At 61.4% G+C, this 11,701-nt stretch carries 10 protein-coding genes; 1 reads left to right on the plus strand and 9 read right to left on the minus strand.

Translation table 11 applies throughout. The features are described from left to right. Position 1: 1 nt before the first annotated feature. From EOS_RS11675 to EOS_RS11715, 9 genes are all read right to left on the minus strand, one after another. Positions 2–724 (minus strand): ABC transporter ATP-binding protein, encoded by a 723-nt coding sequence (locus EOS_RS11675; protein ID WP_047846794.1) that lies wholly within the window; start codon positions 722–724, stop codon positions 2–4. Positions 725–737: 13 nt separating this feature from the next. Then, positions 738–2,027 carry an ABC transporter substrate-binding protein gene (locus EOS_RS11680; RefSeq protein WP_047846795.1) on the minus strand — a complete coding sequence of 430 codons (1,290 nt, stop codon included), beginning with the start codon at positions 2,025–2,027 and terminating at the stop codon, positions 738–740. 73 nt (positions 2,028–2,100) lie between these two features. Further along, positions 2,101–3,159 (minus strand): maleylacetate reductase, encoded by a 1,059-nt coding sequence (locus EOS_RS11685; RefSeq protein ID WP_047846796.1) that lies wholly within the window; start codon positions 3,157–3,159, stop codon positions 2,101–2,103. A 2-nt stretch (positions 3,160–3,161) separates the two neighbouring features. Continuing rightward, positions 3,162–4,625 carry an aldehyde dehydrogenase family protein gene (locus EOS_RS11690; protein WP_047846797.1) on the minus strand — a complete coding sequence of 488 codons (1,464 nt, stop codon included), beginning with the start codon at positions 4,623–4,625 and terminating at the stop codon, positions 3,162–3,164. 92 nt (positions 4,626–4,717) lie between these two features. Beyond that, entirely contained in the window at positions 4,718–5,713 is a 996-nt protein-coding gene (locus tag EOS_RS11695; RefSeq protein ID WP_047846798.1) for a hypothetical protein, read from the minus strand. A 50-nt stretch (positions 5,714–5,763) separates the two neighbouring features. Next, the gene (locus tag EOS_RS11700; RefSeq protein ID WP_047846799.1) at positions 5,764–6,255 is read right to left on the minus strand and encodes a cupin domain-containing protein; all 492 of its coding nucleotides are present in this window, start codon (positions 6,253–6,255) and stop codon (positions 5,764–5,766) included. A gap of 175 nt (positions 6,256–6,430) precedes the next feature. Further along, on the minus strand, positions 6,431–7,396 hold the full coding sequence (locus tag EOS_RS11705; protein ID WP_047846800.1) for a LysR family transcriptional regulator: 966 nt from the start codon (positions 7,394–7,396) through the stop codon (positions 6,431–6,433). A 123-nt stretch (positions 7,397–7,519) separates the two neighbouring features. Continuing rightward, entirely contained in the window at positions 7,520–8,980 is a 1,461-nt protein-coding gene (locus EOS_RS11710) for a mechanosensitive ion channel family protein (protein ID WP_047846801.1), read from the minus strand. 934 nt (positions 8,981–9,914) lie between these two features. Continuing rightward, the gene (locus EOS_RS11715; RefSeq protein ID WP_160312480.1) at positions 9,915–11,513 is read right to left on the minus strand and encodes a hypothetical protein; all 1,599 of its coding nucleotides are present in this window, start codon (positions 11,511–11,513) and stop codon (positions 9,915–9,917) included. 29 nt (positions 11,514–11,542) lie between these two features. On the opposite strand from EOS_RS11715, the gene EOS_RS48735 reads away from it, so the two are divergent. Beyond that, positions 11,543–11,671 carry a hypothetical protein gene (locus EOS_RS48735; protein ID WP_268760314.1) on the plus strand — a complete coding sequence of 43 codons (129 nt, stop codon included), beginning with the start codon at positions 11,543–11,545 and terminating at the stop codon, positions 11,669–11,671. The last annotated feature ends 30 nt before the right edge of the window (positions 11,672–11,701 follow it).

Raw genomic sequence — 11,701 nt, forward strand, 5'->3', positions numbered from 1 at the left:
ATCACGCCTCCAAACCAAGATAAACCCGCTTGACTTCAGGGTCGTCCATCACGGCGGCGGGTGAGCCTTCTGCGAGGTGTTTGCCGAAGTGAATGACTAGCAGCCGGTCAGCAACAGCGAGCAACGCATGCACCACATGCTCGATCCACACGATCGTCACGCCTTGCTCCTTGACGCGCCGAATTTCATCAACGAGTTCGTGTGTCTCCGGTTCCGTCAGACCGCCCGCGATTTCATCGAGCAGCAGGAGTTTCGGCCGCGTCGCAAGCGCCCGAGCAAGTTCGAGGCGCTTGCGATCTAGCAGCGTGAGCGTGCTCGCCAACTGGTTCGCGCGGCGCTTGAGGCCGGTGCGCTCCAGCACGTCGATGCACAGCCCGGCGGCTTCGCGTTCTTTCAACGCGCCGCCGAACGTCGCGCCGACCATGAGGTTCTCGAACACCGTCATGCCGCCGAAGGGACGCGGCACCTGATACGACCGGCCGATGCCCGCAATACATCGGCGGTGCGGTGCCAGCGTGCCGATATCCGCACCGTCGAATTCGATCGCACCGGTGTCCGGGCGCGTATCGCCGCTGATGAGGTTGAAAAGCGTGGTCTTGCCCGCGCCGTTCGGTCCGAGGATCCCGTAGGTCTCGCCTTGCTCGATCGCGAAACTGATGTTGTCGGTGACCTTCAACGCACCGTAACGCTTCGACACGTCCGTCAATCTAAGAACGCAGCTCATTCTCGTGTCTCCTCTACCCGATCAGTTTGAGCGGGCCGGACAGCGGCACGTTCGGCGCGAGCTGGTTGTTCACGATCGCGAGGTCGAAGCGACGCGTCTGCCCTTTGACCCACTGACCGCCGACGAGCGGCGTCTTCGCCACGTTCTTCACGGGCCCGCCGCCCCAAGCGACGTGACCGACGACCGTGTCCAGCTTCGTCGAAGCCACCGCGTCGCGAATCGCTTCGTTCGAGTCGATGTCCTTGCTGCGCTTGAGCGCATCGACGGCGATCTCGAACAGCGCATGCGCGAAGCCGATGGGCTGGGTCCATTGCTTCGATGTCGCCTTCTCGTAGGCATCGGCCAATTGGCGCGCCGACTGCCCCGTCAACGACGACTTGAACGGGTGCGAGGGCGACCACCATACTTCCGTCGAGAGGCCATCGCCGAGATCGCCCAGCGCTTCGATCGAAGTCGGAAACAGGAGTGCCTTTCCGATGGAAATGACCTTCGGTTTAAAACCCTGCTGGCGCGCCTGGACCAGAAAATTCTTGGCGTCAGGCGGAATCACGACGCCTGTCACGATCTGCGCGCCACTCTGCTTGAACGCGGCAATCTGTGCGGAGAAGTCCTGCGTCATGGACTGAAAACGGCCGGGGTCCTTCATCGTAAAACCCTTTTGCGCGAGCACCGGCGGAAAGCCGAGCTTGCCGTCGCCCCATGCATTGCCGTCGCCGTCGTTTGGAAAGAGTCCGCCGACCGACTTGTTGGTCTGTACCGACTGCCACATACCGGTGTAGACCGCGATCACGTCTTCAAGGCCCCAAAAGAAATGATACGTGAAGCGAAAACCCTTCTTCGGATCGCCCTTTCGGCCGAAGAACCACGGTTGCCACGGCACTACGGTGGAGACGCACGGCATCTCGTTGATCTCGCATGCATCGCTCACAGGATTGGCCGTTTCGGGCGTGCCCGAAACCAGCATGATGTCGACCTTGTCTTTCAGGATCAGGTCGTTCGCTACCTCGCCGGCGCGGTTCGGATTCGACTGGCTGTCCTTGACCACGATCGCGACGGGGTACTGCTTGCCGTTGATCGCAATCCCGGCCTTAAGCGCGGTCTGCATCTGTTCAATGATGAAGCGATCGGCTTCGCCAAACGGCGCGAGCGGCCCCGTTTGCGGCGACACGTAACCGATCTTGAGCGTGCGTGTACCCGCAGCATTTGCGATGCGCGCGAACATGGGTGAAGCTGCAACAAGCGCACCGCCCGCTGCGAGCTTCACGAAATGACGGCGAGCGCCATCGATGGAATGATCGTCCATGCTTGTCTCCTTCAGTCTCTTATCCTGCTGCACGTGCTGCGCCGGCCTTCTTGCGTGCCTGGCTCAGAGGTATTCAGTCCGGTCGCCGCCCTTCGTAAGCGGCCACCAGCAAAGCCCGCAATGCCGCACGTTCAAGCGGCCTTGGATTCCAGTACGGGTTCTTCAATGCAATATCCAGCGCAATGTCGATATCCGATTCCTGCAGCCCGATATCCTTCAACGCCGTCGGTGCGCCGTTGTCACGGGCGAGATCGAACACGCCTTGCGCGGCGTCCGTCGTCCCGAGTGCACGTGCGATACGCTGCATGGCGTGCGGCGCAGCTTCGCGGTTGTACGCAAGTGCATGAGGCAACACGATCGTATGTGTCTCAGCGTGCGGCAAGTTGAAGGTGCCGCCGAGCGTGTGGCACAGCTTGTGATGCAACGCCATGCCGACGCTGCCGAGCACCGCTCCGCACAGCCATGCGCCATAGAGACAATCGCCGCGCGCATCGATATCGTCGGGGCGCGCGACCACACGTCCGATTCCTTGTCCCAACGCGCGAATGCCTTCCTCCGCCATCAGCCCGATAATCGGATTCGCGTCTTGCGCGTAGAGCCCTTCCGCCGCGTGCGCAATCGCGTTGATGCCACTTGTGACGGATAGCGAGGCAGGCAGCGACAGCGTTAGCGTGGGATCGTAGATCACGGTCTTCGGCAACACGCGCAGATCGCGGCCGGTCTTCTTCAAACCCGCGTCGGTGAGGCCGTAGATAGGCGTCATTTCCGAGCCTGCGTAGGTGGTCGGAACCGCGAGGACGGGCAGCGATGAAGTCAGTGCAATCGCCTTGCCAAGGCCGGTCGTGGAGCCGCCGCCGATTGCCACTGCGCAGTCGGCGCCGAGCCTCGCAGCGTAATCACGAGCCTCTTGCGCGGTCTCGACAGGCACATGCATGACCGCCTTGGCAAACACGCCGACGGCACGCAACCCGAGTCGCGCGGCTATCGCTTTGGCCTGCTCGCGCTGCTGAGGCGTGGACAGAACAATGACCCGTTTCGCGCCGAGCAGATCGATTTCCCGCTCGAGATGGTCGATGCTGCCGGCACCGAACACCACGCGCGAGGGCGAGCCCTGATAGATGAATGCGTCCATGATCAACGCGGGTAATAAGGCGGAATGTTCGCGTCGACATTCACCCAGACCGACTTCGGCTGCGTGTATTCGCGCATCACTTCAAAGCCCATCTCGCGACCATAACCGCTTGAACCCACCCCGCCGAACGGCGACGCCGGACTGACGCGCTTGTAGCAATTGATCCAGACCATGCCGCTTTTCAACTGGCGCGCAAAGAGATGCGCGCGCTGCAGATCGCGTGTCCACATGCCCGCGCCAAGGCCGTATTCCGTGCCGTTGGCAATCGCCAATGCTTCTTCGTCGCTCCCGAATGTACTCACCGTTACGAATGGGCCGAACACTTCTTCCTGCGACACGCGATCGCCCGGTTTGGCTGCAACAATGGTCGGTTCGACGTAACAACCGTTGGCAAGCGCAGCGATATCCGGCGCCTTGCCGCCCGACAAAATGCGACCGCCCTGTTCGCGGGCGACATCGACATAAGACAGTACGCGGTCACGATGATGACGCGACGTCAGCGGCCCCATCTCCGTCGCCGGATCGAGCGGATCGCCTATCTTGATGGAGCGTGCAAGCGCGATAAAACGTTCGAGCAGTTCGTCGGCTACCGCTTCATGCACGATCAGCCGCGATGCCGCAATGCACGCCTGGCCCTGGTTATGAAAGATGCCGAACGCGGAGCCTTGCACGACGGCGTCGAGGTTGGCGTCGGCGAATACGACATTCGCGCCCTTGCCGCCGAGTTCGAGTTGCACCTTCTTGAGATTACCGGCCGAGGCCTGCACGACCTTGCGCCCGACCGCCGTCGATCCGGTAAATGCCACCTTGCTGATCTCCGGATGCTCGGCGATGTATTGCCCTGCCACCTGACCGAGACCCGGCACGATATTGACCACACCCGCTGGAAAACCAACCTCGACCATCAGTTCGGCGATCGCAAGACTGGAGAGCGGCGTGAGTTCGGCGGGTTTCATGATCACGCAATTGCCGGCGGCAAGCGCGGGTGCCATCTTCCAGCTGGTGAACATCAGCGGAAAATTCCACGGCACCACCTGGCCGACAACGCCGACCGGTTCGCGCGTCACATAGTTTAGAAAGCCCGCCTCGACCGGAACCACCGAACCTTCGAACTTGTCCGCCATACCGCCGAAATAGCGGAACGTGACGGCCGTGCGCGGCACATCGAGATTGCGGGTATCGCGAATCGGATGACCCGTATCCAGCGACTCGAGCCGGGCCAGTTCATCCGCATTCGCTTCGATTGCATCGGCGAGCTTGAGCAGCAGACGGCCGCGATCCATCGCCGCCATGTTGCTCCACTTCGGAAACGCAGCTTTCGCTGCGGTGACGGCGCGGTCGATATCGGCGTGCCCGGCCATCGAGACGTTTGCGATCACCGAGTTGTCGTGCGGGTTGAGCGAGGCCAGCGTCTCTCCGCTCTCGGCGGAAACAAAACGACCATTGATGAAGAGTTGCGTTTGCATGATGGTCCTGCCTGAAGGAATCTGAAGACAAAGCCCTGCCCGCGACGCCAGCAAGACTGGCGTCGTTCGGGACAGCGAGAGGGGAATCGGGTTTAGAGCGGCACGGGGTACGGCGGGAGTTCACCGCTTTCATAACGCTTGGGCAGATCAGGCGTGGCGTTCTCCCAGACGAGCAGCATCGAGCGTTTTTGCGAATATCCCTTGTGGCGAATATCGGCGGGCATGGCCGCGATATCACCGGCGTTCATCGTGATACGGGCGCGCGGTTCGCCGGTGTCTTTGTCCCCGACGTCCCAGATGATCTGGTCGGAGAGTTGCAGGAACCACTCCACACGATCGTTGCCGTGAAAGACCGGCAACACGAATTCCTCGGTCGTCGGGCAAAAGAGGCTTTGCTTGCACACAGACGTCACCGACGGATTCCACGTCACGTCCGAACGCGACAGGTACTTGAAGAGACTGAATGCGTGCAGCTCATGTTCGAAACCCGGTTCAGCGTGGATCTCCGGCTCGTCCTGCCCGACATCCGCAAACTGGCGGTTGACAGGAAGGTCATCGCGCAACGGCGAATCTCCTTCGATCCCCGGCATGCGCTTCGTTGCAATGCGGGTACGCTCGATTGCGCCGATGTTGTCGCCATGCTTGATACCGAATGCCGAACCCGTTTCTTCGGGAGCGGCGAACGGATCGAAACCTTCGTTGACCCAGTCCTTCAGGATTGCCTTGAAAGTCGCCATGATCAGCGGCGTTTCGAACTGCTGCGTGTAGTCGACGCCGGCTTCCTTGAAGCTCGCGTTATACGAACCGGCATACATGTCCACGCGGCCGTAGTGATTGCGCGTGCCGATCACTTCGTCGAAGTTGACCCAGCCGTAGAAGAACCCCCACGCCACGTCGCGCATCATGGCGCGCAGGAAGTCGTCGGCGTGCATCTGGTGGGAACGGCTCTCGCCCTTTGACGGCCATTTGACCGTGACGAAATAAGCGTCGCGGCTGAATTCGAAATCGCCTAGCGTGAAAGTGCGGTAACCGCTCGTCTTGTCCGGGTCGGTTGCGGTGACGCTTTGAAGCACTGCTGTCTGATCCATGACTTACTCCTCGAAGGTTGATCGGGTCAATAAGGCGGCTCGCGCCTCACTCACTGAATGCAGATTTCGGCCCACTTCTCGATGGAACACGGACCCAGGATGGTCTGGATCAGCAGGACGCCTGTTTCGCGCGCTTCGAACCGATAGGCAACGCCGGCGGGCAGCAGCGCCTGATGGCCGCGGCGCAGACGCACATAACCCATCGGCTGGCCCGCAGGTTCGCCTTCGAGACGCACGCTGCCTTCTGTATCGGCATTGACGAGCGAACCTTCGGATGGCTTGATGAAATGCACGTCGATCTCGCCGTCAAGCACTACCGCGAACTCGTCGTGCGATGCGCTGAACCACGGCGACGACCCTTCCGCCCGGAGCGTCTCGATCACGTATTTGAGGTTCTTGCCGACCACCACTTTTTCGTACGGCGCAGCGTGGCTCGCTACCTCGAATACATTGGACATGGCGTAATGTCCGGGTTTGCCCTTGATGATTTCGATGGAGCCCTTGCGGTAATTGCCGAGGCTGCCGAGATAGGTCTCTTGCATGTCTGTCTCCATTGCTCCGTGAAATACGGTTTGTGATCGCGTTGCCTTGGAACGAAGATTAGGGCGGCGCGCGCAACACGGCAATGGATCGAGGTTCGCGTTTGGCGAACCATGCGTGCTCGCAAAAGACGCTAGGGAAAGTACTGAGACGCTTACCGCGTGCCGGTTAGCCGGTTCACGCGTCGCCGAGTTCGTCGTCGACGTTCCTGGTTTCGTCGTCCGGCGGCGAGATGCCGAGCGCCCGGTCCCACTGCGGCTCGCGCAGGTAGCGCGCACGCAGGAAATCGACGAAGGCCTTCACTTTTGTGGTCGACCGGTGCGACGCCGGATAGACCGCCGAGAGCCATAGCGGCGGTGCAGCATACTCGGGCAGCACCCGTTCAAGGCGTCGCTCGAGCAGATCGGCGGCGGCGACCATGGTGGGCAGATACGCGACGCCCGCCCCGGCTCGCGCAAATTCGAGCAGCAGGTGCACGCTGTTCGTTTTAAGCACCGGGTTGAGCGCGATCTCGAAGCACTCGTTGCCTTTCATGAGCGGCCACTTGTCGCCCCACGGGTAATACGAATAACGCGCGAAGTCGTGCCGCACGAGGTCGAGCGGCGTTTCTATGACAGGCTCCTCCTTGAGATAACCGGGCGCCGCGCACAAGACGCCGCGCACCGGAAAGAGCTTGCGCTCGACCAGCAGATTCGACGCGGGCGGATAAATCTGCAGCGCCAGATCGAATCCCTCCTGCACCGGATCGATCACGCGATCGTTGACCGTGACCACGAACTCGATACGCGGGTGCGCTTCGCGAAAGGCAATCAGCGCGTGCGAAAAGTGACCCAGCGCGAAACCGGGCAGTACGTGAACGTTGAGCGTTCCACTGAGCGAATGCGTTTCGGCGCTCGCACGGCCGGACAGTTCGTGGACTTTATTGACGAGCTGGACGCAGTCGCGATAATACGACTCACCCGCTTCGGACAGACGTACGGCGCGCGTCGAGCGGTGAAAGAGCGCGACGTTGAAATGCTCTTCAAGCTGCTTGACGCGCGACGTCACGACCGATTTCGCGACGCCGAGCTGGCGTGCCGCGTTGGCGAAGCTCTGCGCTTCGGCTGCGCGCACGAATGCTTCCATCGATATGAAAAGGTCCACGCTGTCTCCTGATCGATTTGTTCGAACCTCTGTTCTCTGTGGAGATTCTAGTTTTTTTCCAGGCAGCGCGACGGTACGCACGCACGACCTGAATTGTTCTTAAGGCACGGCTTAACAGAAACGCTAGGTGGTCAAATCGTGCAGCTTGCGCATGCCTTCACGCAACCAGTTCAGCACTGTGTGCTCTGTGCCGGCAGGCACAGGTACTTCGGCGTTCAGCTTGCGCAAGGAGTCTTGCTGTTGCGACAGAAGCTGGCACATCTGTTGGCCGATGTCCGGCCGGCTCTTCAGCAAAGGCGTCAGGTCCGCTTTATCGAGCTGGTAAATCACGGCACGTGTCAAAGCGGTGATTTGCGCTTGAACAGGCAGCCCCGCAAGCACACCGGCTTCACCGATGGAATCTCCCGGTCCCAAGCGCGTGGATTCGACCGGACCAGAGGGTCCGGCAACCACCACTGAGACGACACCTGACTCGACGATCATCAGGTAGTCGGTCACAGCATCGGACTTGACCACCACCTGATTGGCCTCGTATTCATGACGAGACAGTCTCTTGGACAATGCTTCGAGTTCTTCGCCTTGCAAGGCGCGGAAAAGATCGACGTGTGACAGGAGCCGCTGCCGGCTGTCGGCCACGTCGCGACGTGGCGGCCGCGGGACACCCAATGGCCAAAGCTCGATTCCGGCCGCCGCGAGATGACGGTGACATAGATCGTAAAGCTGGTTCGTGACGGCAATTGTCTTGCTCATGTCGTCGATATAAACCGTGACTTCGTATTCAATCGAATTGATCGAAACCTTCTTGATGAGCATATATGGGGCCGGGGTTTGCAGCATTATGCTGCTTCCCGTCACCGCGCGTTCCAACGCGCCAAGGACGGTAGCCGGGCGTTCTTCCGGCGATATCTGCAGTGCGATGGACACGCCGTGGAGCGCCACGGGACGGCTGCTGTTGGTGATTTTCGTTTTGGCCGCGACAGCATTTGGAACAATGACGATATTGCCCTGGGCAGTGAGCAGGTGCGTTGCGCGCCAGTTCATTTCCAGCACCTTGCCGTCCACACCATCGACTGATACCCAGTCCCCGATGTGATAAGGTTCGGTCGTATTCAGCACGATCCCGGCGAACACGTCGCTAAGCGTGCTCTGTATTGCAAGGCCCAGGACGATGGCGAGCGCGCCCGATGTCGCAACCAGTCCCGTCACCGGTAGCCCCAGCACGAATGCAAGCGAAGCGACTACGGCGGCGAGAAAGACCAGCGCGCCCAGCACGTCCTGGAAAAGGCGCTCCCTGTGCCAGTGACGCGATCGGAACGCTGCATCCAGCGACAGGGTAAGGAGCCGCGCCCCGATGAGCCACCACGAAACCTCGAGGATCTGAGCGGCGAGATGGCGGCCCGGAGATTCAGGCCACGGCGCCGGCGTGAAAGGACTCAAGGCCGACCCGAACAACAATGCGCTAAGCAGCGCGAAGATCACCAATCTGAGCAGCAAGCGAACGGTGTCGTGGCGCGGGAACGCGGCGCGCCAAAGCACGACGTCCACCACGACCAGCACGAAGCCGAGAACCAGGGGATCTTTCACAAGACTGCTCCCGACAGAAAGGACCTGCGGTATGACGGCGCAACGAACGGTTGCGTGTGGTCGTGTGTGGTCGCGTGTTGCGGTGCCTGAATGCCTTCGCATTCTACGGTTTTCCCGGCGTTATCCGTAGAGCCATTGGCGGACGCGATGCTTAGTGCGTAATTAACCGAGTACATGTCCGTGGCCTAAGTGCGCCCGATGCTTTAGTATGCCAGCCGCTTGTTGACCGTCCCCTTAATATTAGTGAAGACGTGTATTCCCCCGATACATCTTCTCGCGTTGCATTTAAGCAAAACGGCTAAGCCGGCTATTCACTGGATCTTAAGGATTTCGCCAAGAAGCTGAATAAACGCTTAAAGGTCTGGATAGGATCGAACTGCCTTCGTTCCTACCCTAGCGGTTGTGCGGCCGGGCGCACACGCCGACCGGCTAAAACCCATACGATTGCAGCGATCACCGCGGCGACCATTTCATCCTGGCCGTGCCCGAAGACTCAGTGCTGGCGGAATCGGCGAGCGTTTCGCCTGCGCAGTTGCGCGACCGTGTTTTGCGTTGCCTGAGCAGGATTTCGGTACGTTTGAAGTCGGTCGCCGAGGCCGTTTTCAACCGCAACTCGGCCCGCGGCCTGGGTCATTGGTTGCGGTATTGTTTCGTCGGCACGAGCGCGCTCCGGCTGTACGTTATTTTTTTAGTTTTACGAATCAATTATAGCGTGATTTTCCCTTATCATTTTTTACTTGCGAGTAGGGCGGTGTTGTTCTTGGTGATCAGGATGCCATCGCTGCGAGGCAGGCGCGGTCAGGGGTTCGTTCGATCAAAACGAATCCTCGTGGCAGGGATCGTCGCTAAGCGCTCTCATGGGGAATGGTTGGCAGAAGGACCGGATAGCAACGGGCGTAAACCGAAGAGGGCGCTGCGGTGGCAGCGCCCTCTCCTAGCAGTCATGCGTTGTTGCTTCAGTGGCTGCCACCGTTACCACTACCGCCGCCGTGTCCGCCGCTGCTACCACTAGATCCTTTGCCGGATGCAGCGCCGCCGTTGGATGAACCGTTGCCGTTGCCGTCGCCGTGACCTCCGCTGGAACCGCCGTTGGAACCGTGGCCCGATGAGCTTTTTCCCTGCCCGCCATTGTTTCCGCTGCCGCCCGATGAACCGTTGCTGTCGCCATGGCCGCCGGAACCTTCACCACTGTTGGAACCGTGACCCGATGAGCCAGTTCCGTGGGCGCCATTGCCTCCGTGACTACCATCGCTGCCGTGGCCGCCGTCGCTTCCATGACCACCGTTGTTGCCGTGACCACTGTCGCCACCGTGACCGCCGTCGTTGCCGTGGCCACCATCGTTGCCATGACCGCCGTCATTGCCGTGGCCACCATCGTTGCCATGACCGCCGTCGCTTCCATGACCGCCATCGCTGCCGTGACCACCGTCGCTGCCGTGACCACCTGCGCTGCCATGACCGCCATCGCTGCCGTGACCACCGTCGTTGCCGTGACCACCATCGCTGCCGTGACCACCTGCGCTGCCGTGACCACCATCGTTGCCGTGACCACCATCGCTGCCGTGACCGCCGTCGCTGCCATGACCGCCGTCGCTGCCGTGACCACCTGCGCTGCCATGACCACCGTCGTTGCCATGACCACCGTCGTTGCCGTGGCCACCATCGTTGCCGTGGCCACCATCGCTGCCGTGACCACCGTCGTTGCCGTGACCGCCATCGCTGCCGTGACCACCGTCGCTGCCGTGACCGCCGTCGTTGCCGTGACCACCGTCGTTGCCGTGACCACCGCTGCTATGACCCGAGCCGCTTCCCGTACTGCCGCCGGTGTTACCGCCAGAACCACTGCCAGTGGACCCGGACCCGCTACCTGAGCCCGTACCTCCGCCGCCCGAACTTCCACCGGACGCGCCACTGCCGCTGCCGCTGCCACTTCCACCGCCGCTCCCCGACCCTCCACTCCCGCCACTTGATGACCCCGATCCACCACCTGCACCAGCGCCGCCGCCCGAACTCCCACCGGACGCGCCACTGCCACTGCCGCTCCCGCCGCCGTTCCCCGACCCTCCACTCCCGCCACTTGATGACCCCGATCCACCACCTGCACCAGCGCCGCCGCCCGAACTCCCACCGGACGCGCCGCTGCCACTGCCGCCACTGCCGCCACTGCCACCACTTGACGACCCAGACCCAGACCCACCACCAGACCCACCGCCACCGGAACTACCGCTTGACGAACCGCTGCCATGTCCGCCATTGCTGCCCGATCCTGTGCCCGCACCACTTCCGTTCGAGGTGCCGCCCGTCGACCCGGCGCCATTTGACCCGCCGCTACTAGAGTTCGATCCTGCCCCTGCCCCCGAACCGCTTCCCGAATTCCCCGCACTGCTTCCAGCACCGCTATTCGCACCCGCACCACTGCCGCCTGACGTACTACCCGAGGTACCACCGGAACCCCTGCCCCCACCGCCGCTCTCGTTGCCGTTGCCGCGATTGCCTGACCCAGCACCGCTACCCGAAGTCCCATTCGATGCATCGTCACCATGTCCTTCGGTGACGCTATCGGTGTTCGACTCGGTAGCTGCCGCGACGGCGGAACCCGATTCGCCCACGGTCGATGTATCGGACTCCATGCCATATCCGTCGTTCGCCGGTCCGCAATCGCCCGGGACGATCTTGTGGTGGTTGTCGTAACAAGGAGGCAACGGCGCTGCCGAAAGATGC

Origin of the sequence: Caballeronia mineralivorans PML1(12) (assembly GCF_001028175.1) — a bacterium.
GTDB classification, from domain to species: domain Bacteria; phylum Pseudomonadota; class Gammaproteobacteria; order Burkholderiales; family Burkholderiaceae; genus Caballeronia; species Caballeronia mineralivorans.

Excerpts from the sequence above, each read along its gene's own strand:
- EOS_RS11700 (WP_047846799.1), bottom strand. The coding sequence starts at position 6,255 with ATGCAAGAGACCTATCTCGGCAGCCTCGGCAATTACCGCAAGGGCTCC.
- EOS_RS11690 (WP_047846797.1), bottom strand. The coding sequence starts at position 4,625 with ATGCAAACGCAACTCTTCATCAATGGTCGTTTTGTTTCCGCCGAGAGC.
- EOS_RS11695 (WP_047846798.1), bottom strand. The coding sequence starts at position 5,713 with ATGGATCAGACAGCAGTGCTTCAAAGCGTCACCGCAACCGACCCGGAC.
- EOS_RS11715 (WP_160312480.1), bottom strand. The coding sequence starts at position 11,513 with ATGCATCGAATGGGACTTCGGGTAGCGGTGCTGGGTCAGGCAATCGCG.
- EOS_RS11680 (WP_047846795.1), bottom strand. The coding sequence starts at position 2,027 with ATGGACGATCATTCCATCGATGGCGCTCGCCGTCATTTCGTGAAGCTC.
- EOS_RS11685 (WP_047846796.1), bottom strand. The coding sequence starts at position 3,159 with ATGGACGCATTCATCTATCAGGGCTCGCCCTCGCGCGTGGTGTTCGGT.
- EOS_RS11675 (WP_047846794.1), bottom strand. The coding sequence starts at position 724 with ATGAGCTGCGTTCTTAGATTGACGGACGTGTCGAAGCGTTACGGTGCG.